This is a genomic window from Streptomyces pseudovenezuelae, from assembly GCF_029892565.1.
Taxonomy (GTDB): domain Bacteria; phylum Actinomycetota; class Actinomycetes; order Streptomycetales; family Streptomycetaceae; genus Streptomyces; species Streptomyces pseudovenezuelae_A.
In genome coordinates, this window is record NZ_JARXVH010000003.1 from 666,531 (window position 1) to 693,216 (window position 26,686).

The window sequence follows — 26,686 nt, forward strand, 5'->3', positions numbered from 1 at the left end:
CGCCCCCGGCTCACACCGACGGAGTCGACTCAGTCACCGCGCGCTCACTCGAACCGCGCCGCCAGCAACACCACGTCCTCCGTGCTGTCCTGCGCGTCGAGCCCGTCCGGCAGCATCGTCCGCAGTACGTGCTCGGCGATCGCGTCCGGGTCGTTGCGCATCGCCTTCGGGACGCCGGCCGCCGCCGCGTGCAGGCGGGCGAAGGCGCGGTCGGTGGCGTCGCCGGTGCGGTGCAGCAGGCCGTCGGTGTAGAGGAGCACGGTCTCGCCGGCCTCGGCCTGGAGCTCCACGCTCGGCGCCTCCCAGCAGGCCAGCATGCCCAGCGGCGCGGACACGGAGGTCTCCACGAACTCCGTGCGCCGCTCGCCGACCAGCAGCGGCGGGCAGTGCCCGGCACCGGCCAGGGTGATCTTGCGCAGCGCGGGTTCGCAGTAGGCGAACAGAGCGGTGGCGGAGCGGGCGGGCTCGGTCAGCCGCAGCAGCAGTTCCAGGTCGGACAGGACGGCGACCGGGTCCTCGCCCTCCATCACGGCGTACGCCCGCAGGCTGGCCCGCAGCCGGCCCATCGCGGCGACCGCGCTCGGCCCGGATCCGGTCACCGAGCCGACCGCGAGGCCCAGCGCGGCGTCCGGCAGCGGCAGCGCGTCGTACCAGTCGCCGCCCCCGCGCGGACCGGTGCGGTGCCGGGCCGCGAGCTGGACGCCGGCCACCCGGGGGAGCCGGGACGGCAGCAGCTCCTCGGAGATCGTCGCCACGCACGCGCGCGTGCGCTCCACCTCGACCAGCAGGGCCAGGTGCTCGGCGGCGTAGCGGGCGTAGAGGCCGATCAGGTGCCGCTGCCGCTCGACCGGCTCGGCGGGCTCGTCGTAGAGCCACACGGCGGCGCCGGTGCGGCCCGCGGTCTCGGCGGTCAGCGGGAGGGCGTAGCACGCGGCGTAGCCCAGGCGCGCGGCGACCTCGCGGTGGCGGGGGTCGAGGCCGTCCTCGGCGAGCAGGTCCGGCTCGGCGATCTCGCCGTCCGCGCCCGGCAGTCCGTCGAGGATGCGGCCGTAGGACATCGCGCTGCGCGGCACGGTCTCGATGTGACCGAGGTCGGCCCGCGCCAGGCCCAGGCCGATCGTGGTGTCGGGGCCCAGGCCGTCGCCCGGTTCGAGGACGACGAGTCCGCGGCGGGCGCCCACCAGGGCGGCTCCGGCGTGCAGGAGTTCCTGGAGCGCGCTGTCCAGTGTGTCGGTGCGGATCAGTCGTTCGGTGAGTTCGTGGAGGGTCGTGAGGTCCGAGACCCAACCGGCGAGACGGTCCTGGAGCAGGGCGCCGGGAGCGCCCGGAGGGGGGCCCGGGACGGCAGGCGCGGGCGCGACAGTGTGTGCGGGCGAGGGAACCGTTGAATCGATTCCAGCCACTTTCGGAGGGTGAGGGGCGTTCATGTCGTCCGGCTTTCCGACCGGTGCGTATTGCTCAAAAGCATCGCAAACCCCCATGTCATTCTGCGCCGCTAGCAGTGTCTCCACATGTACACGCACTCGTGAGGGGATGTCCAGCATTGTCCTGCCGGGATTCCTGGTGTCCATGGGCAACCAGTGCTCCCCTTGCGGAAAAGCAAAGTTGGCTTAAAACTGACTCGGGTAACGGGGTATTGCGGTCGACTGGCCTTGCTCCACGGAGCGTCACACCGGTCGTGATGGGTACGTACTCGGAGAAGGCCAGGGGTGGTTGACAGTCACCCGGAACCTGGTGACCGACCCGAGCGTCTTAGCCACCGACGACCGTGCCCCATCCTCCCGTGGCGGAGGCGAAGAGAAAAATGCGGGACGGCAAAACGCCAGACTTCGCCACCCCCACGCCACGCCCATGCTTTTGATGCAAGCGGCATGGACGAGGCTGCCGAGGAAGCAGCCGACGCTCGGCCCATAGGGGTTCCCCCTGGTTTCGCACAGGGGTGTGATGCGCCAACAGGTACGCACAGTGAAGTGATCGACACATTATGTGATGTGGCCCACGGTGTTGCCAGCGGTGCAACGGAAAGGAACGAGCGCTCATGCGCGAGATCCTCGGAAGGCGACGCAGGCTCCTGTCCCAGCGCAGCGACGGGGGGCCTGAATTGATCAGCGCGGCCCTGACCTTCGCGACTCAATGGCAGTGGCCCGTACTCCCGGGCGTGGCGGCGGACCCACAGGGTCGCTGCGGCTGCCCGGACCCGGAGTGCACGGTGCCCGGTGCCCACCCCTTCGACCCCGGCCTCCTGGCCGGCACCACCGACGCCCGCATGGTGCGCTGGTGGTGGACCAACCGACCCACCGCGCCGATCATTTTGGCCACCGGTGGCAAGGCGCCCTGCGCGGTCAGCCTGCCGGCCCTCGCGGCCTCGCACGCTCTCGCCGCACTCGACCGCAGGGGCATGCGCCTCGGCCCCGTCGTCGCGACGGCGAGCCGCTGGGCGTTCCTCGTGAAGCCTTACTCCATGGAGCAGTTGGGCGAGTTGCTCTACGCCAAGGACTTCGTCCCCGGCTCCCTCCGCTTCCACGGCGAGGGCGGTTACCTCGCTCTGCCCCCGTCCGAGTCGGGCGAGGGCGAGATCCGCTGGGAGCGCGCCCCGCTGCCCGGCACCGCCTCTCCCTGGGTGCCCGACGTCGAGGCCGTGGTGGACGCGGTCGTCGAGGCCCTCACTCGTACGGGTGTGAGCGCCCCCGAGTTGTAGGGGTGTCCGGCGCGCGCGGGACCGACCGCCCGCGCGCGGAAGTTATCTTCCGTCCATGCTGCGCGAATCCGGGGGACACAGCGCCCCACAGCCGCCTCGCGGCGGGCCTGACCCCCGAAGAGTTCGTCTCCTCGCCCTCGCGGGCGTCGTGGCAGCCGCAGTGGTACTGCCGCTGGCCGTGGCGTCCGCGGGTCCGGCGGGCGACGCGGGCCACCCGGTCGTCCGCGCCCCCGCCGCCGTACGTTCCTCTCCGGCCGACGACGCCAAGGCGGCGCCCTCCGTCGAGCCCACCCGCTCGCCCCTCCTGCTCGGCCTCGGGCTGGCCACCGCCGCGCGCTGCGGTCCCCAACTCGCCTCGCCCGACGGCATCGAGGCGCAGACCTGTGTGCTCACCCAGGGTGAGGACACCTGGGCGCGGACCTACTACCGCAACGCCACCGGTGACGCGCTGGACGCCGTCCTGACCCTCATGGCCCCCGCCGACCGCACCGTGCGGATGAACTGCGCCGTGGGTGCGGGGGACGACCCGGGGACGTGCGAGACGCCTCGGGAGCGCAGCCAGGGCGGACCTGACGCCTACACGGCGGTCGCGGAGTTCGCGGCGCGGGCCGGCCGCGGGCCGCTGCTGCTGCGCTCGGGGAGCGACTCAGGTGGTGACTCCGCGGACGGCCCGGACGCCGACTCGGAGGGCAACTCCGGGGCATCTACGGGCAGTTGACAGAGGGCCGCGCTCCGTAAATAAGGAACGGGCATGAAAAGACCCGGTTGCTGGCGACGGGGGATGCACCAGCAACCGGGCTACTGGAACGGTAACAAGAGATCGGCGGTTCGCAAATTCGATCCGGGCTTTCCAGTCACGTATTTGCTTGTGGCGACCGGGACTTGTGACCGGAGTCACCGATTCCGAGTGATCGTGACGAGCCCGTGTCGAGCTGACCGACCAGTCAGCTCGACACGGGCTCGTCACGTCCTGTCAACTGAGCGTGACCTGCCGGTTGGTGAGCCCACCACGCGCGCGGCGCTCGTCGGCGGTCAGCGGCACGCCCGCCGCGAGAGCCCCGGCGAGCCGCTCGGCGAACTCGGCGGCCGGCTTCTCCACGTCCTCCGCGCCGACCCCGCTCGGCAGGTCCCACACCGGGACGGTGAGGCCGTGAGCGCGGAAGGAACCCACGAGGCGCGTGCCGTCACCGAGGTTGGAGCGGCCCGCCGCGTGCAGACGCGCGAGCGCGTCCAGAAGCAGCTCCTCCTCGTGCGGCATGACCCAGCGCAGGTGGTTCTTGTCCGGCGTCTCGCACCAGTACGCGGCGTCCACGCCCGTGAGCTTCGCGGTCGGGATCGCCGCGGCGTTCGCCCGCTCCAGGGAAGCGGACACTTCCGGAGTCGCGTTCTCCGCGTCCGGGACCCAGAATTCGAAGCCGCTGTGCACAACTGGCTCGAACGCGCCTTCGGGATCGAGCAGATCCTGCAGTCGCGGACCCTCGGCGGGCGCCCGGCGGCTCTGCACCGGGGTGCCCGGCTCGGCGACCAGGGCGCGCTGGAGGGTGTCGGCGAGGTCGCGGCTGATGTCGCCCGACGCCGTGTCGTTCTGCAGGCCGATCAGCACCGAGCCGTCCTCGCGGCGCAGCGCCGGCCAGGCCATCGGCAGCACCGTCGCCAGCGTGATCGACGGGACGCCCTCGGGGAGACCGCCCTTCAGCGGCAGCTCGGCGGTGGCAGCCGGCACCAGCTCGCGCAGGGCCACCCAGTCGCCCTCGCCGGGCAGCCCCTCGAAGGGGCGGTGCACCAGCTCGGTCACCGCGTGCGCGGCGGCCCGGCCGTGGCAGGCCTTGTAACGCCGGCCACTGCCACAGGGGCAGGGTTCGCGCGCGCCGACGACCGGGACCTCTCCGTCGGTGATCCGAGGCTGGTTGGCCTTGGTAAGGGGTCGCTTCTTGGCCATCGTGGGTGTCTCCCGGTTACGGCTCGTCTCGTACGGCGGGAGCCTAGCCGTTCATGCCATGACCGGCCGGAGCCTGTGGACAACGTGGCTGTCCGTGCCGACCTGTGGACAACGCACCGGCTCGTCCCGGAACCAGAGGTTCGCTCCGGCCGGACCAGAGGTTCAGTCCATGTCGTCGAACGCGTCCGCGAAGCCCAGTGCGGGCAGCGCCCGGACCGAGGGTGCCGTGACGCGCGTAGCGAAGTCGTCACGACGGCGTCCGGCATCCGGATCATGAACGTCGTCGTGCACGACGACCCACACCGTGACCTCACCGCGGGTGTCGTCGCGTACACCCCAGTCGTCGGCCAGCGCCGTGATGATGTTCAGGCCGCGGCCGCCGTGCGCGGTGACCGACGGGGTGGCCGGAGCCGGACGGGTGGGTCCGCCACCGTCCGTCACCTCCACGGTGAGCCGGCCGCCCGTGTCGACGCGCCACGCGGCGCGGACGTCACCGTCCCCGGCGAGGGCGTCGCCCAGGGGCCGGCCGTGCTTGCACGCATTGCTCAAGAGCTCGGAGAGAATCAGCACGGCATCGTCGATGACCGCGTCCGACACCCCGCCTCTGCGCAGCTGCTCGCGCATGCGGTGTCTCGCCTTGCCCACGCCCGCAGGGCCATGGGATACGGCCATGCTCGACGACGTGGGCACCTCCTGTGCCACCACCAACGCCACCCCCGAGACCTCCTTCGCCCCACGCCACGGTGTGGATGCCCCATTGGCCTGAACCGGAAACCGGCCAACTCACGTTCGGTGACGCATTCGGAATGATCGAACACGGACCGAACGCGCCGGTGCACTCCCCGTAGTCACGTGGCTGGAATTCGCCGGAGTGACTGAGATTCGGAGGATGGCGTCAGTGGGGCGGGTGGGTCAAGGGTTCTTCACAGGTCTTTACCAGTCTCCTGTGTAAAGAGGGCGCGGTTTCCTGTGCGGGAGGGGTCCTCGGCTGAGGCCTCAGCGGTCGAGCTGGCGCAGCACCGCGCGCGGGCGGTTGGTGATGATGGCGTCGATGCCCAGGTCGACGCAGAGGTCCACGTCCTCCGGCTCGTTCACCGTCCATACGTGCACCTGGTTGCCGGCCCGCTTCAGGCGCTCGATGTACGTCGGGTGGTTGCGCACGATGCGGATCGAGGGGCCCGCGATCCCGACGCCCGCGGGCAGCCGCCCGTCGCGCAGCCGGGGCGAGAGGAACTGCAGCAGATAGACCGTCGGCAGCGTCGGCGACGCGGCACGCACGCGATGGAGCGACCGCGCCGAGAAACTCATGACACGCACTGGAGACTCCGCCGGGGTGGCCGGCGCGTCGAGCCCGAACCGCTTCAGGAGCAGCAGCAGCCGCTCCTCCACCTGCCCCGCCCACCGCGTGGGGTGCTTGGTCTCGATCGCCAGCTCCACCCGCCGCCCCGCGTCCGCGACGAGCTCCAGCAGCCGCTCCAGGGTCAGTACGGAGGTGTCGCCGCGGTCCTCGGGCCGGTACTCCCAGTCGGGCTCCTCGTCGCGCGTGCGCCACCCCTCCCGGGTCTTCCAGGCGCCGAAGTCCAGCGCGGCCAGGTCGGCGAGCTCCAGCGCCGAGACCGCACCGCGCCCGTTGGACGTACGGTTGACGCGACGGTCGTGGACACAGACGAGATGGCCGTCGGCGGTCAGACGCACATCGCACTCGAGGGCGTCCGCACCGTCCTCGATCGCCTTCTTGTACGCGGCCAGGGTGTGCTCGGGAGCCTCTTCGGAGGCTCCGCGATGGGCGACGACTTGGATCCGGGGCTGCCGTGCGTGGGTCACCGCGTCATGGTGCCACCGCCCGGGGGTAGTCGTGCGAGCGGAGGGGCAGAGATTGTGCCCCTTTTGCCCGTCATGACCTATATAAGGAATGGCCTCGGACACACAGGCGCCGCTTATGGTGACCTGACGGCTCATGGGAAAAGCTGACGGCATACAAAAGGACATGCACAGCTGCAGCGCACCGGACCGTCGACCAACGTGAACGGGTGTGCCCGAGTGCGACCGAGAAGACCAGCCGTGGATCGAGGAGACAAGCTGTGAGCACCGAGAACGAGGGCAACCCGGTACCCCCGGCCCCGTCCGCACCCCCCGTGCCGGTGGACACTCCCGCCCCCTCGGCACACGTGGCTCCCGAGGGGGGTGCCCCCACGACTCCGCTCCCGCCGACGCCTTCGAGCGCCCCCGGCGCACCGGAGCACGACCTGCTGCACTCCGGCCACGCGCCCACGTACGCGTCCGCCGGTGCCCCCCAGGGGCCCGGCTACGCCGCTACGGGCGCCGACCACCCCCAGGGCCCCGCGTCCCCGGGCTCGGCCCCCGACGCGGCCTGGCCGCCCCCGCCCCCGGCCACCCCCGCGTACGCCGACGGCGGCGGCGCGGGCCCGGGTACCGGCTGGGGCGACTCCTACCAGCAGCAGCCCGCCCACCCCCACAAGTCCGGCAGCGGGCGCGGCGGACTGATCGCCGCCATCCTGGTGGCCGCACTCGTCGCCGGCGGCCTGGGTGGCGGCCTCGGCTACACCCTGGCCAAGGACAACGACGACAACTCCGGCTCCACCACCGTCTCCGCCTCCACCAGCGGCGGGGACGTCAAGCGCGACGCCGGCACGGTCGCGGGCGTGGCCGCCAAGGCCGTACCCAGCACCGTCACCATCGAGGCCGAGTCCACCAGCGGCGAGGGCGGCACCGGCACCGGCTTCGTCTTCGACACCCAGGGCCACATCGTCACCAACAACCACGTCGTCGCGGACGCGCTCGACGGCGGCAAGCTGACGGCCACCTTCCCGAACGGCAAGAAGTACGACGCCGAGGTGGTAGGCCACGCGCAGGGCTACGACGTCGCGGTCATCAAGCTCAAGAACCCGCCGTCCGACCTCAAGCCCCTCACCCTCGGCGACTCCGACAAGGTCGCGGTCGGCGACTCCACCATCGCCATCGGCGCGCCCTTCGGCCTGTCCAACACCGTCACGACCGGCATCATCAGCGCGAAGAACCGCCCCGTGGCCTCCAGCGACGGCACCGGCTCCAACGCCTCCTACATGAGCGCCCTGCAGACGGACGCCTCGATCAACCCGGGCAACTCCGGCGGCCCGCTCCTGGACGCCCAGGGCAACGTCATCGGCATCAACTCCGCGATCCAGTCCACCGGCAGCGGCGGCCTCGGCGGCACCAGCCAGTCCGGTTCGATCGGCCTCGGCTTCGCCATCCCGATCAACCAGGCCAAGTACGTCGCCCAGCAGCTGATCAAGACCGGCAAGCCGGTCTACGCGAAGATCGGCGCCTCCGTCTCCCTGGAGGACGCCTCCGGCGGCGCGAAGATCAGTGAACAGGGCGCCGGCAGCAGCGACGCCGTCGAGGCGGGCGGCCCCGCCGCCGACGCCGGCCTCAAGCCCGGCGACGTCATCACCAAGCTCGACGACCACGTGATCGACTCCGGCCCCACCCTGATCGGCGAGATCTGGACCCACAAGCCGGGCGACAAGGTCACGATCACCTACGAGCGCGGCGGCAAGTCCCACACGGTGGACCTGACGCTGGGCTCCCGCCAGGGCGACAGCTGACGCGTACGCGCGCGTGACGCTCGATGAGCCGGGTGCCGGAGCTCCCCCTCCGACACCCGGCTCACTACTTCTCGAAGAGACTGTTGAGCTCCCCCTGGGACATCTGGTCCTCGGCATACGAGAACGTCCCCGACTCGGCCAACTCCCGCGCGGCAAGCACCAACCGGCGATACATCGCCCGCGCGATACTGCCCCCGACGGTGACCCGCCGCACCCCGAGCTCGCGCAACTCCGCCAGCCCCAGGGCATTCCCGGTCAGCCCCATGACCACGTTGAGCGGCCCGTCGAGTTCACGCACGAGCGTCCCGATGGTCGCGGCGTCCGCGGCCCCCGGCACGAACGCGCAGTCCGCCCCCGCCGCCAGATAAGCGTTGGCCCGCCGCACACACTCGTCGAGCGAACCGCCCACCAACAGCACATCGGTCCGCCCCACCAGCACGAACGGCTCCCCACCGCCGTCAACAGCCTCCCGAGCGGCACGAATACGCTCCACAGCGAGCGCGTGCTCGTAAAGCGGCCGCGCCCGCTCCCCGGTGAAGTCCTCGATATTGCCGCCGGCCACACCGGTGGCGAGCGCCGCCCCGATGGTCTCGGCGACCACCTCGGGCGCCTCCCCGTACCCGTCCTCCAGATCCGCACTGACCGGCACGGCCACCCCACCGGCGATCTCCCGCACCCGCCCGAGCATGGTCTCCCGATCGACGCGCCCGGCGGCCTCCGCCCCCGCCCCCGCCGCCGCGTCCGCGAAGTAGTCATGATCCGGCCGCCCAAGGGAGAACGCGACCCCCGCACTGGTCGTGGCCAACGCGGAAAACCCGGCGGACTCCAGCACCTTGGCACTGCCCACGTCCCAGGCATTGGGCAACAGGAAGCATCCCTCCTTGTGCAACTCGACAAAGCGTTCCGCCAGTTGACGCCGATTACTGTCCACGTGCCGCAGCCCTTCCTCGACCGTCCGTACGTCCGTCCCTGGGGCGAGAACGTACGACCCAAGTCCCTTTGCGCGCACGCACCCCACTCCACCGAGCCCACGCGCCCCTCCCGCCCCACGCTCCCCGCCAAACGACCAAGCCGGGTACGCTGTACCCGCTCCGTCCCAGGTGGGCGGCGCGGGGTGGGTTGCCCGAGCGGCCTAAGGGAACGGTCTTGAAAACCGTCGTGGCAGCGATGTCACCGTGGGTTCAAATCCCACACCCACCGCTTGCAGGTCAGAAAGATCGCAGGTCAGAAGGGATGCCCCTCGCTGGAGCGGCATCCCTTCCGTGTGCCGTGGACCAGTGGACGCGGCCGGGATGTCGAGACCGGCGTGGCCGCTCCGTCCCAGGGGCAGATGCGGCCGGCGTGGCCGCACCGTCGCACGTACCGGAAGGACAGTCGTCATGGCCATCGCCGAGGACCTCGACCGCGCCACCGACTCGCAGTGGGACTGGGTCGCCGAGCACGCCCGTACGTATCTCGCCTCGGGCGGCACCGAAGGGCATGAGAACAACGGCGTGCACACCCTCGTGCTCGCCACCACCGGCCGCCGTACCGGTACGCCTCGCCGCACCTGCCTGATCTACGGCACCTCGGGCGACGAGTACGTCGTCGTCGCCTCCAAAGGAGGTGCCGATGAGGATCCGGCATGGTTCATGAACCTCAAGGCGGACTCCAGCGTCGGGGTACAGGTCGGCACCCGCCGCTTCACCGCCCACGCCCGCGTGGCGTCCCCGGCCGAACGCGCGCCCCTCTGGGCCCGGATGGCGAAGATCTTCCCGCTCTACGACGAGTACGCGCAGAAGACGACCCGCGAGATCCCGATCGTCCTGCTCACTCCGGTGGACGGACCCCGTTAATGCGGCCTTTCATGACCACCTCGCGCAGAGTGCGCACCGTTCTGTTCGCATGTGCCGTGGCACCGGTGTTCCTCCTGGTCGCGTGTACGTCGGGAAGTGACGCCGACGCGGGCGCGGGAACCAAGACCTCCGCGAGCCCGAGCCGTTCCAACACCCAGGCGCAGCAAGAGAAGAAGCTCACCACGCAAGTCCAGTTGACCCTCGACGGAATGGAGGCCGACAGCGACTCCATGGTGGCGTCCGGCGTCGAGCGCGTCTCGGACGGCCTCCACACCGAACCCGGCCTCACCAAGGGCACCCAGTACCGCCTGACCGTGGTGTGCGTGGGCAGCGGAACGGCGGACATCCGGTTCACGCCGAAGAGCGCGCCCGCGACGAACCCGGTCGTCTGCGACGGGTCGGCGACGCTCCAGCGCTTCACCGTCGCCGGCCCCCCGTTCCGTATCGACGTCTCAGGGCGCGCGGGCGCCACCGGGATGATCGGCTGGCGCGTCGACAGGGTCTGAACGTTCACCACGCACGCGTGCACGTTCACGCTCTCCCCGCGCGCGTGGCTACAGCTCACGGTCCCGCGCCAACCCCTCCCAGTCCACCTCCCGCACTCCCCTCTCCGCATCGCACTCGCACGGCACATGAGGTGTGTCCTGGAACCAGATGATCGTGAGGGTGGAGCAGTGCAGGACGGAGTCGTGGGTCGGGTGCAGGGCCGTCGAGCGGAAGGTGCCTACGCAGGCGACCGGCGGCAGGAGCTCGACCGGGCCGAACGCGCCGGCGTAGTGGTCGGGGTACGCGCGCGGGGGCGGGACGAGGTGGATCGGCGTTGTGGGGGAGGCGAGTTCGGCTTCGTGGAGCAGGCTTTTGATCGCCAGGTCGTTGACCGGCTTGCAGGGGTAGCCGTCCGGCAGCCCGCCGTACGTCGACGAGAGCCGCAGGTCGCAGAGGTCGGTGGCGCGGCCGGAGGTGAGGACTACGCGGGTCAGTGACATGGCCCGCGCTCTGGGGCGGTGGTGCATGTGGTTCCTCTGCTGCTGATCGGCACTGCTGTTCTTTTGACCGGCGCCCCCCTTGAGCCGTCCTCCCACTGACCCTTGAGCTGTTGCCCTCACGCCCGATGCCGCGTCATCCGTGCCGCCGACGCGATCGTCGCGCGTGCCTCGCGTTCCGTCAGGCCCGTGTTCACCGCCGCCTCGACCAGGGGTTCGACCAAGGGCGGGCCGATCCCGTCCTCGTAGGCGCGGCAGGCGGCCCAGAAGAGGCGGGTGTTGCGCTGGCCCTCGTGCGCGGCGAGGACGAACTGGACCAGGCCCTGGCCGTGGCCGCTGAGGGCGGGCGCGGTGGGGTGGTGGGTGCGGGGCGGCGGGAGCAGGAGGCGCAGGAGGGCGGGCGGGCAGGCCGCCGGGGCGAAGTGGGAGGTGCCCGGCGCGGTGCCGTAGACGCCGTGGTCGGTGCGGGAGCCGGGGCCGACGAGGTAGCCGCCGGCGCCGCGGATGTCGATGCCGGGGGCGAGGCGGCCCGCCGAGTTGGGGACGACCGTGTCCGGAGGGCCGCTCAGCCACAGGTGGCGGCCGCCGCTGGGGGTGAGGACGACCACCGTGTCGGGGATCGTGAAGAGGTGCCGCAGGGCCAGTTCGCGCAGGGCCGCCGAGGAGTCCGTACCCGACTTCGTGTCGAGGTCGACGCCGATGAGGTGGTGCGGAGGCAGCCCGCACGCGATGCCGTAGCCGGTCGCCCAGGGCGCGGCGGCGAACAGTTCGCGGATGCGCGCCGGGTCGGTCGAGGCGTCGTAGACCCCGTGTCCGAGGCGTCCGCACTCGCCGTGGCAGGGCTCGGGTTCGAGGTCGGCGCGGTGGGGGGAGCGCAGGGCCGGGAGTTTCGTCCGGGACAGGGGAATGACGGCCAGACCGCGCTCCGCGGCTGACAGGGCGTGTGCGAGGGCCAGCGTCGTGGCCTGCCGGTCGGTGGTGGCCATGCCTCCATGTTCGTACGTACGTTCGAAAAAGGGAAGAGGGAGTGGCGTTCGACGCGCCGAGAAAGGGCGATTGGCGAGAAATATGCCGGAACGCTTCGCCTCTTGTGGTGCTTGGGGTCAAGTCGCCCGAACTGCCCTGACCTGGGCGTTGGAAGTGGCGAAAGGGGTTTATCGACTTGTCGTAGCACTTGAGGGGGAATCATCGCTTCCGGGGTGGTTCGCCGGGGATTCGATGGGCAACTCTGGTCTCGCGACGTCGTGCACAACACCGAGGCGGTCGGCCAACTGCCTCGGAAACAGCCTGACTTGACGTACTTCCGGCACAAAGCCGGGTTCTGGAGGAAGAAACATGGCAAGCATCCGTACCGCCCGCGTCATCGCCGCCGTCTCCGCCCTCCCGCTGGCCGCCGCTCTGTTCACCGGCGTCGCCGCGGCGGACAACGGCGCGATCGCGGACGACGGATCGAACGCCGGTGTCGCGAGCATCGTCGGCAGCGGCAGCGGCGTCGGCCACGACAACAACGGCAACTCGTCCACCACGCAGCAGAACGCGGTCGGCTCCGGCGCCTCGAACCAGAGCAACACCGCCCAGGTCAACGGCTCCGCGTTCACGGCCATCAACCAGGGAAACGAGAACGTCCTCGTCAACTTCACCAACCTGTGGTGACCCGGCGGCCCTGACGCCCGGGAGGTCGTAGGGGGTCCTGTGGGGGGCCGGCGGAGTCCAGGGGTGTGCTCCGTGGGGTGGTAACGCGTCTGCGCGGCGGTACTTCGGTACCGCCGCGCAGACGTTTTCCGTGCGCGGCGGCGCAGCCCGCACCGCCCGGCCGCCCTGCCCCTCACGACGGGTCAGAACCTTGACAGTGCACGGCATCTGACGGACAGTCAGAAACTCCCGTCGAGATCGTGGGAACCCGCCCGGCGGCAGCGGTGTACCAGAAGTGAGTACGACACGAGACGAGACGGCACGGAGCGACACGAGACGCCGAGGGGGCGACGATGACCGACGAGCTGGGCGCACGGCTGAAGGCCTACGAGGGGCAGGACGCGGCCGTCGCCGCCGAGGGCAAGGACCCCGTCAACGCGCCCATGATCCGGCACTGGTGCGAGGCGATGGGCGACACCAACCCCGCGTACGAGGGCCCGGACGCCAAGGCCCCGCCCACCATGCTCCAGGTGTGGACGATGGGCGGCCTCTCCGGTTACGCGGGCGGCCGCACACAGGCCTACGACGAGCTGCTCGCCCTGCTCGACGAGGCGGGTTACACCTCGGTCGTCGCCACCGACTGCGAGCAGGAGTACGTTCGTCCGCTGCGCCCTGGCGACGAGATCACCTTCGACTCGGTCATCGAGTCCGTGTCCGAGCTCAAGACCACCAAGCTCGGCACCGGCTACTTCGTCACCACCCGCATGGACATCCGCGTGGGCCCCCACCTCGCCGGCACCCACCGCTTCCGCATCCTCAAGTACGCCCCCACCCGCCGAAGGCGGCAGCAGAAGCCCGCCCTGCGCCCCCGCCCCGTCGTCAACCGCGACAACGCCGGATTCTGGGAGGGCATCGAGCACCACCGCCTGCTCATCCAGCACTGCACGACCTGCGACACCCTCCGCTTCCCCTGGCTGCCGGGCTGCAACAACTGCGGCGGCCCGGACTGGACCCCGGTCGAGGCGAGCGGCGACGGCACGGTCTATTCGTACGTCGTCATGCACCACCCACCCTTCCCGGCCTTCGACCCCCCGTACGCGGTCGCGCTCGTCGAACTCGCCGAGGGCGTGCGGATGATCAGCAACGTCGTGGGGGTGCCGTACGACAAGGTCCGGATAGGGCTGCCGGTGCGGCTCGAATTCCAGTCGTACGACGACGAGTTGGTGCTGCCTGTCTTTCGCGCGCTGGAGGAGGCCGGATGACGGGCGGAGAGATGAGCGCCGCAGAGATGGGAGCCGGAGCGTTGGGAGCCGCGGACATGAGGGCCGGCGAGAAGCTCCCGCCTCTGGAGATCCCGGTCACCCGGACCCTGGTCGTCGCCGGCGCCATCGCCTCCCGCGACTACCAGGACGTGCACCATGACGCCGAGTTGGCCCGGCAGAAGGGTTCCCCGGACATCTTCATGAACATCCTGACGACGAACGGTCTGGTCGGCCGCTACATCACCGACCACTTCGGCCCGGCGGCCGAACTCCGCAAGGTGGCCATACGGCTCGGGGCCCCCAACTACCCCGGCGACACGATGGTGTTGACCGGCACGATCGAGGAGGTCGACGGCGACACCGCGACGGTCCGGGTCGTCGGGGACAACGGCATCGGCCGGCACGTCACGGGCACGGTGACGGTCGCGCTCCCCGTCTCCGCGCCCAGCGCCGGCAGTGACCTCGACCTCGGCCCCGCGCCGGCCCCGGACCCGCTCAACGACCCACCCGGAGCCGCGACATGAGCGTCCGCACGCGAGACGCCCTCGGCGGACGCGCCGCGGTCGTCGGCATAGGGGCCACGGAGTTCTCCAAGGACTCGGGGCGCAGTGAGTTGCGGCTGGCGGCCGAGGCGGTGCGGACGGCACTGGACGACGCGGGCTTGGCACCGGGTGACGTGGACGGGATGGTGACGTTCACGATGGACACCAGCCCGGAGATCACCGTGGCGCAGGCCTGCGGGATCGGTGAGCTGTCCTTCTTCTCCCGGGTCCACTACGGCGGCGGAGCGGCCTGCGCGACGGTCCAGCAGGCGGCGCTCGCGGTGGCGACGGGCGTGGCGGAGGTGGTCGTCTGCTACCGGGCGTTCAACGAGCGTTCGGGCCGGAGATTCGGCTCGGGCGTGCAGCACCGGGAGCCGTCGGCGGAGGGCGTGGCGCTCGGCTGGTCCCTGCCGTTCGGGCTGCTGACCCCGGCCTCGTGGGTGGCGATGGCCGCGCAGCGCTATCTGCACACGTACGGCCTGACCCCGGAGGCGTTCGGGCAGGTGGCGGTCGTGGACCGGAAGTACGCGGCGACGAATCCGGCGGCGTACTTCCACGGCCGTCCCATCAGTCTGGCCGACCACGCGGCCTCGCGTTGGATCGTCGAGCCGCTGAGACTGCTGGACTGCTGCCAGGAGACGGACGGCGGCCAGGCGCTGGTGGTCACCTCGGTGGAGCGGGCCCGCGATCTGCCGCACCGGCCGGCCGTCATAGCGGCGGCGGCCCAGGGCGCGGGGCGCGGGCAGGAGCAGATGACCAGCTTCTACCGCGACGACCTGGCCGGCCTGCCGGAGATGGACGTGGTCGCCCGCCAGTTGTGGCGCACCTCGGGGCTCACGCCGGCCGAGATCGACGTGGCGATCCTGTACGACCACTTCACGCCGTTCGTGCTGATGCAGTTGGAGGAGTTCGGGTTCTGCGGGAAGGGGGAGGCGGCGGATTTCGTGGCGGGGGAGTCGTTGCCGATCAACACGCACGGGGGGCAGCTCGGGGAGGCGTACCTCCATGGGATGAACGGGATCGCGGAGGGAGTGCGCCAGCTGCGGGGGACGGCCGTGAACCGAATACCGGGGGCGCGGCGGGTGTTGGTCACGGCGGGCACGGGGGTGCCGACCTCGGGCCTGGTCCTGACGTCGGACGACTGAGTGGCCGCCAAGGACGACTGAGTGGGCCGCCACGGACGGCTGAGCGCGCCCGAGTCCGGCCGGGTTTCGCGGGCGTCCCCCAGGGGTCATCCCGCAGTACCCCTCACCCGCTCGTCCACCTTCAGGAGGTGGAGGCAGCACCACCCCTACAACCTGAGGCGGACTCGGCTTCGGGACCTGCGGCCGATCCGCCGGAGGTGCCCTCGCTCCTAGCGTGGAGCCATGACCACACTCGTCTGCACCAGCGCTTCGACCGCTGCCGAACCAGCGACGCAGACCCTCGCGTACCCGTCGTTCTCCTCGTACGTGAAGGCCCGCCAGCCGGTGCTGCTGCGTACTGCCCGGTCGCTGACCGCGAACCCGTGCGACGCGGAGGATCTGCTGCAGACCGCTCTCACCAAGACGTATGTCGCGTGGGAGCGGATCGAGGACCACCGTGCGCTCGACGGCTATGTGCGCCGGGCGTTGTTGAACACGCGTACGTCGCAGTGGCGCAAGCGCAAGGTCGACGAGTTCGTGTGCGAGGAGCTGCCCGAGCCGGAGCCCGTGCCCGGCGGGGACGACCCGGCCGAGCACCAGGCGTTGCACGACGCGATGTGGCGGGCGATCACGAAGCTGCCGGCCAGGCAGCGGGCGATGGTCGTCCTCAGGTATTACGAGGACCTCAGCGAGGCCCAGACGGCCGAGGTGCTCGGAGTGTCGGTGGGTACGGTGAAGTCAGCGGTGTCGCGTGCGCTCGGCAAGTTGCGTGAGGATCCTGAGCTGGGCCTTGTCCGGTAATGGACTGACCTGGAGTCATTCCTGGGGCCGAGCGGGATCCGACGTGATGTGATCGATCAACGGCACCTAGTGACATACCGAGTGGTATGTGCGCAGAATCGGCGCAACCATTACCACCGCGTAGGCAATGTCGCCCCGGGAGGATCGCCGTGCTGAGCACCATGCAGGACGTACCGCTGCTGATCTCGAGGATCCTGACCCACGGGTCCACGATCCACGGCACATCACAGGTGATCACCTGGACCGGTGAGGCCGAGCCGCACCGGCGTTCCTTCGCCGAGATCGGCGACCGCGCGGCCCAGCTGGCGCACGCCCTGCGCGAGGACCTTGGTGTCGTGGGCGACGAGCGGGTCGCGACCCTCATGTGGAACAACTCCGAGCACGTCGAGGCCTACTTCGCGATCCCCTCCATGGGCGCGGTCCTGCACACCCTCAACCTCCGCCTCCCGCCCGAGCAGCTGGCGTGGATCGTGAACCACGCGGCGGACCGGATCGTGATCGTCAACGGTTCGCTGCTGCCGCTGCTCGCCCCGCTGCTCCCGCACCTCAAGACGGTCGAGCACGTGGTGGTGTCGGGCCCGGGAGACCGTTCGGTGCTGGCCGGCGTCGCCGCGCAGGTGCACGAGTACGAGGAGCTGCTGGCCGGCAAGCCGACCTCGTACGACTGGCCGGAGCTGGACGAACGTCAGGCCGCCGCCATGTGTTACACCTCCGGCACGACGGGCGACCCCAAGGGGGTCGTGTACTCGCACCGTTCGGTGTACCTGCACTCCATGCAGGTCAACATGGCCCAGTCGATGGGGCTGACCGACCAGGACACCACGCTGATCGTGGTGCCGCAGTTCCATGTCAACGCCTGGGGACTGCCGCACGCCACGTTCATGACCGGCATCAACATGCTGATGCCGGACCGTTTTCTGCAGGCCGCCCCGCTCGCCGAGATGATCGCGACCGAGCACCCGACGCACGCCGCCGCCGTCCCCACCATCTGGCAGGGCCTGCTCACCGAGCTCACCGCCCGCCCGCGCGACGTCTCCTCGCTCACCCAGGTCACCATCGGCGGCTCGGCCTGTCCGCCCTCCCTCATGGAGGCCTTCGACAAGCTCGGCATGCGGGTCTGCCACGCGTGGGGCATGACGGAGACCTCCCCGCTCGGCACGATCGCCCGCGCGCCGGCCCACGCGGTCGGCACGCCGGAGGAGTTCGCGTACCGCCTCACGCAGGGCCGTTTCCCGGCCGGCGTCGAGGCACGGCTGTCCGGCCCCGGCGGCGAGCGGCTGCCCTGGGACGGCGAGTCCGCCGGCGAGCTGGAGGTCCGCGGCAACTGGATCGCGGGCGCCTACTACAACGGTCCGGACGCCGAACCCCTGCGCCCCGCCGACAAGTTCAGCGAGGACGGCTGGCTCAAGACGGGTGACGTCGGCACGATCTCCCCCTACGGTTTCCTCACCCTCACCGACCGCGCCAAGGACGTCATCAAGTCCGGCGGCGAGTGGATCTCCTCCGTCGACCTGGAGAACGCGCTGATGTCCCACCCGGCCGTCGCCGAGGCCGCCGTGGTCGCCGTCCCCGACGAGAAGTGGGGCGAGCGCCCGCTGGCCACGGTCGTCCTCAAGGAGGGCGCCACCGCCGACTTCGAGACCCTGCGCGCCTTCCTCGCCGACCAGGGCAAGATCGCCAAGTGGCAGCTCCCGGAGCGCTGGACGATCATCGAGTCGGTCCCGAAGACGAGCGTCGGCAAGTTCGACAAGAAGGTGCTGCGCAGGCAGTACGCGGACGGCGCGCTGGACATCACCAAGCTCTGACGACTGCCACCGACACCGGCACCAACACGGGCAAGGGCTCACGTCACCGTCGTAGGACGTGGGCCCGTGCCCGCAAGTCGCCAATCACCGGTCGCTGTCGGCCAGTTGGTGCCGATCAGTTGGTGCCGATCCGCGCCAGCAGGTCCACGATCCGGCTCTGCACCTCGGTGCTGGTGGACCGTTCCGCGAGGAAGAGGACCGTCTCGCCGGAGGCGAGGCGGGGGAGGTCGGCCTGGTCGACAGCGGCGGTGTAGACGACGAGCGGGGTGCGGTTGAGCTGGCCGTTCGCGCGCAGCCAGTCGACGATGCCGGCCTGGCGCCGGTGCACCTGCATCAGGTCCATCACGACCAGGTTCGGCCGCAACTGCCCCGCCAGCGTCACCGCGTCCGCGTCGCTCGCGGCCCGCGCGACCTGCATCCCGCGCCGCTCCAACGTGGCCGTCAGCGCCAGCGCGATCTCCGCGTGCTCCTCGATGAGCAGCACGCGCGGCGGGTGCTGCTCGCTGTCCCGCGGGGCGAGCGCCTTCAGGAGTACGGCGGGATCGGCGCCGTAGGCCGCCTCGCGCGTCGCCTGTCCGAGCCCCGCCGTCACCATCACCGGCACCTCGGCGGCCACCGCCGCCTGCCGCAGCGACTGCAGTGCGGTCCGGGTGATCGGCCCGGTCAGCGGGTCCACGAACAGCGCGGCCGGGAAGGCGGCGATCTGCGCGTCGACCTCCTCGCGCGAGTGCACGATGACGGGCCGGTAGCCGCGGTCGCTGAGCGCCTGCTGCGTGGTGACGTCCGGCGCCGGCCACACCAGCAGCCGCCGCGGGTTGTCCAACGGCTCCGGCGGCAACTCGTCGTCCAGCGGCTGCGGACGCGGCGGATCCGCGACCTCGACCGCCCCGCCGGGACCGTCCAGCGGCTCGGGGCCCTCGGCGGCGTTCTCGTCCGGTGCTCCTATGGCGTACGACCGTCCGGAGCCCTCGGTCGGCTGCGCCAGCCGGGACTGCCCGGCGAGCGAGTGCTGCGGCTGCGGCTGTTCCGCCGACGGATGCGGACGGGCCGCCTGCTCCTGGGGCGCGGCGGCCGAATCGGTCCGCGTACCGAGCTTGCGGCGCCGGCCCCCATTGGCGGGGTTGTTCGCCGCGGGCGCCGCCGCAGGCTGCTGCACCTGCGCGGCCTGCCGCGTGAACGGCACACCCTGCCCGAGCGTCCGCACACTGATCGCCCGCCCCTGAGTGGAGTTCGGGTCGACCGGCATGCCACCGCCCCCCGCCTCAGCGGGCAACGGCTGCGAGGCCCGCGCCTGAGCCTGGGCTTGCGCCGCGGCCACTTCCGGCGGAAGCGGCGTGCCGGGCGCGGGCGTGCCGCCGGGCTGCGCGGGCGGTACGGGGGTGGCGACGCCGTTCGCCGGTACGGGACCGGCGGCGGCCTCCGCCGGAAGGGGTTGGCCTGGGGTTGCCTGGGCCGGGATGGGCGCGCCCTGCGCGGGCACCGGCTGCGGTCCGGGCGGGATCGGCTGTCCCGCCGTACCGGCCGCCTGACCGGGAACGGCCGGCGCGAGCCCCGCCTGAGACTGGGCCTGAGCCACGCCGGCGCCCTGGACCTGCTGCCCGACGGCCTCCGCGGCCTGAACTCCCTGCACGGGCGTCCCCGCCGCCCCGCCCTGCGCCACGGCACGGCGACGACGACCCGTTGGCGCGCTCGTGGGGTGCGGCTGCGGCGGGGTGTGGTCCTCGGACTGGTCGTGCGGGGTGGCGTCGTGCCGACCGTCGTCGATCAGGGCGTCACCGGCGAGGTTCTGCCCACTCTGACCGGGGACCTGCGGGTGCGGCTGAGCCTGCGCCTGAACGGGGGCCTGCTGCTGAACCGGCATGGGCGTCGCTGGCTGAAGCTGACCCGGGACCTGCCCCGGCACCTGGCCCTGCACGGGGACGGGCGGCTGAAGCTGCCCGGGCATCGGCTGCCCCGGCATCTGACCGGGGACCTGCCCTGGCACCGCTCCCGGGACCTGCCCTGCCATCTGCCCCGGCGGCACAGGCGCCGACATGGGCGTCGGCATCTGCCCGGCCACCGGCGCCTGCTGCGGGGACACCTCCACGCCGCCCGCGACCGCCCCTGCCCCCGACGCGGGCGTCCGGTCCGCCTCGGCCGGCGGCAGGGCGAAGACCGTACGGGGCCCCGCCTCCTGCGCGGCGGCGGCGCGTTCGTTCGCGGCGGCCAGGGCGCGGCGACGGCGCCCGGTCGGCTCGGCGTTCTCGGCGGGGACGGGCTGGTTGGCGGGAACGGGCTGGTTGGCGAGGACCGGCTGGTTGGCCTGGCCGGCGGAGGCGGGCAGGGCCGGCGGCAGGGCGTGCTGTTCGCCGCCGTCACGCCGGGCACGCCGTCCGGTGGTGGTTCCGCCGGCGGGCGCGGGCACGCCCTGCGGCGGCACGGTGCCGCCCAGGCCGCTGCCGACGGCCGCGGTACCCGCGCCGTACTCGCCGGCCATGACGACGGCGCCCTCGGAGACTTCGTCCCCGGAACCGTCGCCCTCGATCTCGCCCTCCGCGCTGCCGTCGGCCGCGCGCCCGCGCCGCCGACCGGTACCGCCGGAACCGTCCGCGGCGACCGGTTCCTGGGCCGGCTCCCCGGCCGCCCGGCGTCGCCGCCGGCCCGTGGGCACGGCGACCTCGGCATCCGGGGTGCCGGACCCGCCGGCCTCCCCCGGAACGTCGCTCTCCAGGAAGGCGTCGACGGAGGACCGCCGCGCCCGCCGCCGCCCGCCGCCGGAGCTGGGCTCGGCCACCTCAAGGGCCGCGGCCTGCACCTCGACGGCGCCGGCCCCACCCCCGATGGGCACTTCGAGGACGTACGCACTGCCGCTCATACCCGGCACTTCATGCGTCTGCAGCACTCCGCCGTGGGCCCGCACGATCCCGCGCACGATCGGCTCGTGCACCGGGTCTCCCCCGGCGTACGGCCCGCGCACCTCGATCCGTACGACCTCACCGCGCTGCGCCGCCGCGACCACGACGGTGTTGTCCATGTAACCGCCCGCCGACACGGGCGCGTTGCCGGTCGCGTCGACGCCGGCCACGTCCGCGACGAGATGCGCGAGCGCGGTGGCGAGCCGCTGCGGGTCGACCTCTGCCTCTATGGGCGGCGCGTGCACGGCGAACTGCACCCGCCCGGGCCCGATCAGTTCGACGGCCCCGTCGACCCCGGCGGCGACGACCGCGTCGAGCATGACTTTCGTACGAACGACCTGCTCGCTGCCGGTGTCCAGCGCCTGGTAGCCGAGGACGTTGTCGATGAGGGTCGTGATCCGCGAGTAGCCGGCCGACAGATGGTGCAGCACCTGGTTAGCCTCGGGCCACAGCTGGCCAGCGTCGTCGGCGGCCAGCGCGGCGAGCTCGCGGCGCAGTTCGTCCAGCGGGCCGCGCAGCGACCGGGCCAGCAGCGTCAGCAACTGCTCGTGCCGCCCGGCGAGTGCTTCGTACCGGTCCTTCGCCCGCTCACCGAGCGCCGCGTACCGGTCCTCGCCGGCCGCCAGCTCCTCGTCGTGCTGCTCCTGGAGTTCCTCGATCTCGCGGACGTGCTTCTGGCGCAGGGCGGTCAGTTCGGAGGCGTACTCCTCCTCGATCCGCTCCAGCTCGTCCGTGTGCCGCTTCTCGACGGCGTCCTTCTCCTCGGCGAGCGCGTCGTACGGTCGCCGGTCGGTGAAGGTCATCACCGCGCCGACGAGCTGGTCGCCGTCGCGCACGGGCGCGGTCGTGAGGTCGACGGAGACCTCGGCCCCGGACTTCGACCAAAGCACCTGCCCCCGCACCCGGTGCTTGCGCCCGGACCGCAGGGTGTCGGCGAGCGGCGACTCGTCGTACGGGAAGGGGGTGCCGTCGGCGCGCGAGTGCAGGACGAGGTCGTGCAGCGCCTTGCCGCCGAGGTCACTGGCCCGGTATCCGAGGATCTGGGCGGCGGCGGGATTGACGAGCACGATCCGCCCGTCGGTGTCGGTCCCCACCACGCCCTCGGCCGCGGCCCGCAGAATCATCTCGGTCTGCCGCTGCGAACGCGCCAGCTCGGCCTCGGTGTCGACGGTCCCGGTCAGGTCCCGCACGACGAGCATCAGCAGCTCGTCGGAGCCGTAGCCGTAAGTGTCGTAGGCCTGCTGCCCGTTCTCCAGATTGGCGCTGGTGACCTCGACGGGGAACTCGCTGCCGTCCGTGCGCCGCGCGATCATCCGCGTCGGCTTGGTCTGCCCGCGGGGATCCATGTGATCGGGCCGCCGCATGGAGCCCGGAATCAGCTTGGAGTCGAACTGGGGCAGCAGATCGAGCAGCCCCCGCCCCACCAGCGCCGTCCCCGGCGCTTCAAAGGCCTCCAGCGCGATGGTGTTCGCGTTGACGACGGTCCCATTGGCGTTGACCAGCACCAACGCGTCGGGAAGCGCGTCGAGTATGGCTGCGAGGCGAGCAGCGCCTCGGGATGGCCTGCTGCTCACGAGACGCTTCCTCCCTGTTACCGCATCTTGCCGACCGCTCGGGCCATCTTGCCAACCTGCCCGCGACGTGTCACGCGAGGGAGTCTAAGGGCAGTGGTCGCGCCCGCGGCGCCGGATGAGAGGGAGGTCGCACGACGAAGTGACGCAGAAGGTGTGACGGCACGACCCCGCCTGCCGCCTGGCCTGCGCACACCTCATAGAGCTGACGGAACGGCACTTCTGTGGACCCGGTGAAGCCCCGATGGAACACCTGTGCGCACCCGTCCTTCTCGTCCTCCTCGACGCCGGGGTGCTACGCCTGCCCCCGGGGCCGCAGATCCGGCAGCAAAGGCACCATCCGGTTCCACCGCCCGATCTCACATCCGTCCCGACGGTCGTACGAGGCATCCACGGGCCGCCCGGCCCACACCCCGGTGACATGCGCGGTGGCCGCCCCGCCGTACTGCATGGTGCATACGCTCCCGTCGGGCACGGGAGCGAAGATGTCCCGCCCCCAACGGGCCCCACGATCGAGCGCCCCACACGCACCGGTGACGTCGGGATGGGTCCCGCCCCCGGGATGGCAGTACAGCTCGTACGTCCCGTCCTTATGTCCACCCGCATCGCGCACGGTGACGGTGAGGTGGTCGCCGGCGCGGTCCTCGTCCCGGACGGGCGGCGGGGCGAGGGTGAGGGGCCCGGCGTACGCGGCGGGGGCGGTGAGGGTGGGGGCGAGGGAGGCGGAGGCGGCGACGGCGACGACCAGACCGGCGAGGCGGCGACCGCGACGAGGGGCTTGGGACGGTTGAGAGCGGTGAGACGCCGGGGAGTCCTGAGACGCCAGGGGAACCGGCGGTGCCGGTGCCGGGGAAACCTGCGATAGCTGGGAGACATACGAGACCTGCGAGACCTGCAACATGACCTGACTAACGCCGCCCGCGCCGGGACGTTGCGCTCTCCCGGCCACCTCCCGGCGGACCTCCCGTCGGACCTCCCGGCGGGCCTCGCCGGGTACGGAAGCGCTTTGCCCTGCGGCCTGCACGCCTAGTACCGTGGGAGGCGATTGGTGACACCGCGCTCGACTGTGTCATCATCTGCACGCACCACTCGCGCTCGCGCGGGCGGCTGTGCGGGAGGCGTCGCCTAGTCCGGTCTATGGCGCCGCACTGCTAATGCGGTTTGGGCCTTAAAGCCCATCGAGGGTTCAAATCCCTCCGCCTCCGCGCAAGATCACCGAAACCCCGGTCCCAGGACCGGGGTTTCGTCGTTTCCGCAGGTCACAATGGCTACGGCAAACGGATTTCACATGGCGGCGGCAGTCATGTAATGTTCTTCCTGTCGCCGCGAGCGGCCCGAAAGGACCAGGAACGGCACGCAAGACAAGCACTCGTAGCTTAACGGATAGAGCATCTGACTACGGATCAGAAGGTTGCAGGTTCGAATCCTGCCGAGTGCACATAGACGAAGGGCCCCGGAGAGATCCGGGGCCCTTTGCGTTACGGGGAAGGCCTGCGGCAGCGAAGTAAAAGTGCGGGTCCGAGAGCGTGCCCGTCACCTGGAGACCGTGACTCCACCGCACGTCGACTGGGCCTGCGCCATCGCCACGATGACGGCCGCCACAGACGCCGACGAGCCGGTTAGCGCGCCACGCGGTGGCGGAGGTAGACGACTCGCGAGCTGAAGGTGTGGGTCTCGACGAGTTCGAGATCCACCCGGCGCTCGTGCCGGGGGAAGAACGGTGTGCCGCCGCCGACCAGCACCGGGTAGACCCTGGCCCGGTACTCGTCGATCAGGCCCAACTCGGCTGCCTCGGCGGCGAGAGTCGCGCCGCCGATCGCGATGTCGCCCTCCCCCGGCTCGGCTCGCAGCCGCTCGATCTCCTCCGCCAGTCCGCCGGAGGCCAGGCGGGCGTTGCCCTGTACCGCCGACAGCGTGGTGGAGAACACCACCTTGGGAAGCGGCTTCCAGAGGGCTGTCCATTCGAGCATCGGAGCGTCGAGCGAAGGATCCTGGTCGGCGGTCTCCCAGTACAGCATCGTCTCGTACAGCCGCCGGCCCAACAGGTGGACACCGACCCCTCGGATCTCGTCGGTGACGAAGCGAAAGACCTCCTCGTCGGGCGCCGTCCAGTCGAAGCCGCCGTCCGGCCCGACGATGTAGCCGTCGAGTGAGACGCCCATCGAACAGGTCACGCTGCGCATCGGAAGCCCTCCTCGGTGACGGGGTCGACACTATGACCGCCGGACGCCGCGGGACTCATCGCGGCTCGCGGGATCCCTGGGCCGAGTCACCTCACGAGACCGTTTCTGGAGGAGGCGGTCACTTGGTCGAGGTATGGAGGGCGAGGCATGGCGGTCGATAGGGGTTCGCGATGTCGACTCCGTCTCGTACGCCCGCAAAACCGCAGGTCACCGCCCTCAAAACCGGAACGCGGGCCCGCAACTCCTCGTGATCATGTCACTGGTCTGTGACAGCGCTGTCCTGGAACGAAGGCGGTGGGAGCCCTTCGGCTCGGAGCCCCCTCATAGTGATCGAGCGACCACCGAGAGGCCGAGACGGCTTCGGTCTCAACCAGTGCTTACCAAAGGGGATTTCATGTTCGGCAACCGTCGCAAGGCCTTCCTCGTCTCCGCAGTTGTCATGGGTGGCGCCATGTTGATGACTGCGTGCCAGGAGTCGGGCGGGGCCTCGGACAACGGTGCCGGGCAGGGGTCATCGTCCGTTACGCCGGTCGGCGAGGCGGTCACCCCGGCCCCGTCCGGTTCGTCGGCGGCGGGAAGCGGCGGGAGCAACGGCAAGGGCTCCGACGCGACGGGCAAGGGGACCGATGACGGGGCCGGTTCCGGTGTCGACACCGGTGATGGCGAGCGGGTGCCGGTTGAGCAGGGCTGCGGGGCCAATGACATTTCCTGGAGCACCAAGTCCGAGACCCAGGCGGGTGGCTACATCTTGATCATCGCCAAGGCGAAGCCGGGGATCACTTGCTACCTGCCCGCCGGGCTGCCGACCGTGGCGTTCGGATCCGACGGTACCGAGGCGGGTCCCGCGGAGGAGACCGCCGGTGAGCAGATCAAGTTGAGCGGGAGCACCACCGCGTATGCCGGCGTGAACCCGAAGACCACCAACGAAGACGGTGGCAAGGAACTGGACTTCATCATCGTCGGCGTCGGTGACGACGACCCCAACCCGGTTTCCCTGCCGGTGGACACCATCACGGTCGACGACCCGATCGTCACCAACTGGCACACTGCGCCTGCGGACGCCGTTCCCTTCAGCTGAACGCATCCGCAGTTCGTGAGACATGCGTTGGTCAAGTCTGCGCCATGTGACGTCAGTCGATGAGAGTGCGGGAGCTGCGCCACGTACGTAGGGAGTAAGTGGACGGCGACTCCCGAAGGGCAACTCCGTGATCCCGCACCGCATCGTTCTCGCCTCGGTCGCGGGGCTCGTCTCCGCGCTTCTGCTGGCGGCGTGCGACTCGTCGACCGACAACGCCGGCGCTACGAGTCCCGGCAGCGTCGCCTCGGTCGCCCCGGTTGCCACGGCCGCGTCGGAATCCGCGACTTCGGCCCCGACCGGCGACGGGAGCGGAGACAGAACTGGCACCACGACCACCGCGCTGATCGCCAAGGCGGTCGGCGGTACGGGTGATGTGGTCACCGACGGCAATGGGATGACCCTCTACCGGTATGAGAAGGACGAGCCCGATCCGTCCAAGTGGACGTGTGCCGGGGCGTGTACGAAGACGTGGATACCCGTCATGGTGGGGGACTCCGCGCAGGACTCCGTGCAGACCACGGGCGTGGAGAAGAGCCTCCTCGGTACCGTCCACCGCGACGGTAAGCCACAACTCACCCTCGCCGGCTGGCCGTTGTACAGGTACAGCGGGGACACCGCGGCCGGGCAGGTGAACGGTCAGGGCAAGGACGGGCTGTGGTTTGCCGTCACTCCGGCCGGGGGGAAGTCCGGCGCGAGTAGTTGAGCTGGGTTCCGTCAGGAGCTGTGAGGCGAAC

At 71.0% G+C, this 26,686-nt stretch carries 23 protein-coding genes and 3 tRNA genes; 16 read left to right on the plus strand and 10 right to left on the minus strand.

Going from position 1 to position 26,686, the window contains the following annotated elements; genetic code table 11:
* Positions 1 to 44: 44 nt before the first annotated feature.
* Entirely contained in the window at positions 45 to 1,544 is a 1,500-nt protein-coding gene (locus M2283_RS12015; RefSeq protein WP_280876272.1) for a PP2C family protein-serine/threonine phosphatase, read from the minus strand.
* A gap of 494 nt (positions 1,545 to 2,038) precedes the next feature.
* On the opposite strand from M2283_RS12015, the gene M2283_RS12020 reads away from it, so the two are divergent.
* A complete protein-coding gene (locus tag M2283_RS12020) occupies positions 2,039 to 2,698 on the plus strand; it encodes a bifunctional DNA primase/polymerase (protein WP_280876121.1) in 660 nt (219 codons plus the stop codon).
* Positions 2,699 to 2,753: 55 nt separating this feature from the next.
* Positions 2,754 to 3,416: a hypothetical protein gene (locus tag M2283_RS12025; protein ID WP_432423056.1), complete on the plus strand. Its 663-nt coding sequence runs from the start codon at positions 2,754 to 2,756 to the stop codon at positions 3,414 to 3,416.
* A 255-nt stretch (positions 3,417 to 3,671) separates the two neighbouring features.
* Here the strand turns inward: M2283_RS12025 and M2283_RS12030 are convergent, their stop codons facing one another.
* The 3 genes from M2283_RS12030 to M2283_RS12040 form a co-directional block, all read right to left on the minus strand.
* Positions 3,672 to 4,637 carry a DUF5926 family protein gene (locus M2283_RS12030; protein ID WP_280876123.1) on the minus strand — a complete coding sequence of 322 codons (966 nt, stop codon included), beginning with the start codon at positions 4,635 to 4,637 and terminating at the stop codon, positions 3,672 to 3,674.
* Positions 4,638 to 4,799: 162 nt separating this feature from the next.
* A complete protein-coding gene (locus tag M2283_RS12035) occupies positions 4,800 to 5,309 on the minus strand; it encodes an ATP-binding protein (protein WP_280876124.1) in 510 nt (169 codons plus the stop codon).
* A 324-nt stretch (positions 5,310 to 5,633) separates the two neighbouring features.
* Complete coding sequence (locus M2283_RS12040; protein WP_280876125.1) at positions 5,634 to 6,461, minus strand: glycerophosphodiester phosphodiesterase; 828 nt, start codon at positions 6,459 to 6,461, stop codon at positions 5,634 to 5,636.
* A 257-nt stretch (positions 6,462 to 6,718) separates the two neighbouring features.
* On the opposite strand from M2283_RS12040, the gene M2283_RS12045 reads away from it, so the two are divergent.
* Complete coding sequence (locus M2283_RS12045; RefSeq protein ID WP_280876126.1) at positions 6,719 to 8,242, plus strand: S1C family serine protease; 1,524 nt, start codon at positions 6,719 to 6,721, stop codon at positions 8,240 to 8,242.
* A gap of 64 nt (positions 8,243 to 8,306) precedes the next feature.
* Here the strand turns inward: M2283_RS12045 and M2283_RS12050 are convergent, their stop codons facing one another.
* Positions 8,307 to 9,173, minus strand: a complete 867-nt coding sequence (locus tag M2283_RS12050) for an isocitrate lyase/PEP mutase family protein (RefSeq protein ID WP_280876127.1) — start codon at positions 9,171 to 9,173, stop codon at positions 8,307 to 8,309.
* 182 nt (positions 9,174 to 9,355) lie between these two features.
* Between M2283_RS12050 and M2283_RS12055 the strand changes: the two genes are divergently transcribed.
* The 3 genes from M2283_RS12055 to M2283_RS12065 all read left to right on the plus strand — a co-directional run bounded on the left by M2283_RS12055 (position 9,356) and on the right by M2283_RS12065 (position 10,583).
* Positions 9,356 to 9,442, plus strand: a tRNA-Ser gene (locus tag M2283_RS12055).
* A 179-nt stretch (positions 9,443 to 9,621) separates the two neighbouring features.
* On the plus strand, positions 9,622 to 10,077 hold the full coding sequence (locus M2283_RS12060) for a nitroreductase family deazaflavin-dependent oxidoreductase (protein WP_280876128.1): 456 nt from the start codon (positions 9,622 to 9,624) through the stop codon (positions 10,075 to 10,077).
* Between the two features lie 56 nt (positions 10,078 to 10,133).
* Positions 10,134 to 10,583: a hypothetical protein gene (locus M2283_RS12065; RefSeq protein WP_280876129.1), complete on the plus strand. Its 450-nt coding sequence runs from the start codon at positions 10,134 to 10,136 to the stop codon at positions 10,581 to 10,583.
* Between the two features lie 48 nt (positions 10,584 to 10,631).
* Here the strand turns inward: M2283_RS12065 and M2283_RS12070 are convergent, their stop codons facing one another.
* Positions 10,632 to 11,063, minus strand: a complete 432-nt coding sequence (locus M2283_RS12070; protein WP_280876130.1) for a hypothetical protein — start codon at positions 11,061 to 11,063, stop codon at positions 10,632 to 10,634.
* 116 nt (positions 11,064 to 11,179) lie between these two features.
* Positions 11,180 to 12,046, minus strand: a complete 867-nt coding sequence (locus tag M2283_RS12075) for a bifunctional DNA primase/polymerase (protein ID WP_280876131.1) — start codon at positions 12,044 to 12,046, stop codon at positions 11,180 to 11,182.
* Positions 12,047 to 12,395: 349 nt separating this feature from the next.
* On the opposite strand from M2283_RS12075, the gene M2283_RS12080 reads away from it, so the two are divergent.
* The 6 genes from M2283_RS12080 to M2283_RS12105 all read left to right on the plus strand — a co-directional run bounded on the left by M2283_RS12080 (position 12,396) and on the right by M2283_RS12105 (position 18,226).
* Positions 12,396 to 12,713 carry a hypothetical protein gene (locus tag M2283_RS12080; RefSeq protein ID WP_280876132.1) on the plus strand — a complete coding sequence of 106 codons (318 nt, stop codon included), beginning with the start codon at positions 12,396 to 12,398 and terminating at the stop codon, positions 12,711 to 12,713.
* A gap of 332 nt (positions 12,714 to 13,045) precedes the next feature.
* Positions 13,046 to 13,954, plus strand: coding sequence for a bifunctional MaoC family dehydratase N-terminal/OB-fold nucleic acid binding domain-containing protein (locus M2283_RS12085; RefSeq protein WP_280876133.1), 909 nt, complete (start codon positions 13,046 to 13,048; stop codon positions 13,952 to 13,954).
* 56 nt (positions 13,955 to 14,010) lie between these two features.
* On the plus strand, positions 14,011 to 14,478 hold the full coding sequence (locus tag M2283_RS12090; protein ID WP_280876273.1) for a MaoC family dehydratase: 468 nt from the start codon (positions 14,011 to 14,013) through the stop codon (positions 14,476 to 14,478).
* Complete coding sequence (locus tag M2283_RS12095; protein WP_280876134.1) at positions 14,475 to 15,641, plus strand: lipid-transfer protein; 1,167 nt, start codon at positions 14,475 to 14,477, stop codon at positions 15,639 to 15,641. Before M2283_RS12090 ends, M2283_RS12095 begins: the two co-directional genes overlap by 4 nt.
* A gap of 222 nt (positions 15,642 to 15,863) precedes the next feature.
* Positions 15,864 to 16,421, plus strand: coding sequence for a SigE family RNA polymerase sigma factor (locus tag M2283_RS12100; RefSeq protein WP_280876135.1), 558 nt, complete (start codon positions 15,864 to 15,866; stop codon positions 16,419 to 16,421).
* A gap of 149 nt (positions 16,422 to 16,570) precedes the next feature.
* The gene (locus M2283_RS12105; protein ID WP_280876136.1) at positions 16,571 to 18,226 is read left to right on the plus strand and encodes a long-chain fatty acid--CoA ligase; all 1,656 of its coding nucleotides are present in this window, start codon (positions 16,571 to 16,573) and stop codon (positions 18,224 to 18,226) included.
* 115 nt (positions 18,227 to 18,341) lie between these two features.
* On the opposite strand, the gene M2283_RS12110 is transcribed toward M2283_RS12105, so the two are convergent.
* Positions 18,342 to 22,694, minus strand: coding sequence for a PAS domain-containing protein (locus tag M2283_RS12110; RefSeq protein WP_280876137.1), 4,353 nt, complete (start codon positions 22,692 to 22,694; stop codon positions 18,342 to 18,344).
* Between the two features lie 292 nt (positions 22,695 to 22,986).
* On the minus strand, positions 22,987 to 23,592 hold the full coding sequence (locus M2283_RS12115) for an SSI family serine proteinase inhibitor (RefSeq protein ID WP_432423057.1): 606 nt from the start codon (positions 23,590 to 23,592) through the stop codon (positions 22,987 to 22,989).
* Between the two features lie 213 nt (positions 23,593 to 23,805).
* On the opposite strand from M2283_RS12115, the gene M2283_RS12120 reads away from it, so the two are divergent.
* A tRNA-Ser gene (locus tag M2283_RS12120) sits at positions 23,806 to 23,896 on the plus strand.
* Between the two features lie 160 nt (positions 23,897 to 24,056).
* Positions 24,057 to 24,129: transfer RNA gene (locus M2283_RS12125), tRNA-Arg, on the plus strand.
* Positions 24,130 to 24,310: 181 nt separating this feature from the next.
* Here the strand turns inward: M2283_RS12125 and M2283_RS12130 are convergent.
* Entirely contained in the window at positions 24,311 to 24,874 is a 564-nt protein-coding gene (locus M2283_RS12130; RefSeq protein WP_280876138.1) for a dihydrofolate reductase family protein, read from the minus strand.
* A gap of 394 nt (positions 24,875 to 25,268) precedes the next feature.
* Between M2283_RS12130 and M2283_RS12135 the strand changes: the two genes are divergently transcribed.
* The gene (locus M2283_RS12135) at positions 25,269 to 25,952 is read left to right on the plus strand and encodes a DUF4232 domain-containing protein (protein WP_280876139.1); all 684 of its coding nucleotides are present in this window, start codon (positions 25,269 to 25,271) and stop codon (positions 25,950 to 25,952) included.
* A gap of 127 nt (positions 25,953 to 26,079) precedes the next feature.
* Positions 26,080 to 26,655 (plus strand): hypothetical protein, encoded by a 576-nt coding sequence (locus M2283_RS12140; protein WP_280876140.1) that lies wholly within the window; start codon positions 26,080 to 26,082, stop codon positions 26,653 to 26,655.
* Positions 26,656 to 26,686 lie beyond the last annotated feature (31 nt).

Excerpts from the sequence above, each read along its gene's own strand:
- M2283_RS12015 (WP_280876272.1), bottom strand. The coding sequence starts at position 1,544 with ATGCTGGACATCCCCTCACGAGTGCGTGTACATGTGGAGACACTGCTA.
- M2283_RS12020 (WP_280876121.1), top strand. The coding sequence starts at position 2,039 with ATGCGCGAGATCCTCGGAAGGCGACGCAGGCTCCTGTCCCAGCGCAGC.
- M2283_RS12025 (WP_432423056.1), top strand. The coding sequence starts at position 2,754 with ATGCTGCGCGAATCCGGGGGACACAGCGCCCCACAGCCGCCTCGCGGC.
- M2283_RS12030 (WP_280876123.1), bottom strand. The coding sequence starts at position 4,637 with ATGGCCAAGAAGCGACCCCTTACCAAGGCCAACCAGCCTCGGATCACC.
- M2283_RS12035 (WP_280876124.1), bottom strand. The coding sequence starts at position 5,309 with ATGGCCGTATCCCATGGCCCTGCGGGCGTGGGCAAGGCGAGACACCGC.
- M2283_RS12060 (WP_280876128.1), top strand. The coding sequence starts at position 9,622 with ATGGCCATCGCCGAGGACCTCGACCGCGCCACCGACTCGCAGTGGGAC.
- M2283_RS12070 (WP_280876130.1), bottom strand. The coding sequence starts at position 11,063 with ATGTCACTGACCCGCGTAGTCCTCACCTCCGGCCGCGCCACCGACCTC.
- M2283_RS12075 (WP_280876131.1), bottom strand. The coding sequence starts at position 12,046 with ATGGCCACCACCGACCGGCAGGCCACGACGCTGGCCCTCGCACACGCC.
- M2283_RS12080 (WP_280876132.1), top strand. The coding sequence starts at position 12,396 with ATGGCAAGCATCCGTACCGCCCGCGTCATCGCCGCCGTCTCCGCCCTC.
- M2283_RS12085 (WP_280876133.1), top strand. The coding sequence starts at position 13,046 with ATGACCGACGAGCTGGGCGCACGGCTGAAGGCCTACGAGGGGCAGGAC.
- M2283_RS12090 (WP_280876273.1), top strand. The coding sequence starts at position 14,011 with ATGAGGGCCGGCGAGAAGCTCCCGCCTCTGGAGATCCCGGTCACCCGG.
- M2283_RS12095 (WP_280876134.1), top strand. The coding sequence starts at position 14,475 with ATGAGCGTCCGCACGCGAGACGCCCTCGGCGGACGCGCCGCGGTCGTC.
- M2283_RS12100 (WP_280876135.1), top strand. The coding sequence starts at position 15,864 with ATGACCACACTCGTCTGCACCAGCGCTTCGACCGCTGCCGAACCAGCG.
- M2283_RS12115 (WP_432423057.1), bottom strand. The coding sequence starts at position 23,592 with ATGTTGCAGGTCTCGCAGGTCTCGTATGTCTCCCAGCTATCGCAGGTT.
- M2283_RS12130 (WP_280876138.1), bottom strand. The coding sequence starts at position 24,874 with ATGCGCAGCGTGACCTGTTCGATGGGCGTCTCACTCGACGGCTACATC.
- M2283_RS12135 (WP_280876139.1), top strand. The coding sequence starts at position 25,269 with ATGTTCGGCAACCGTCGCAAGGCCTTCCTCGTCTCCGCAGTTGTCATG.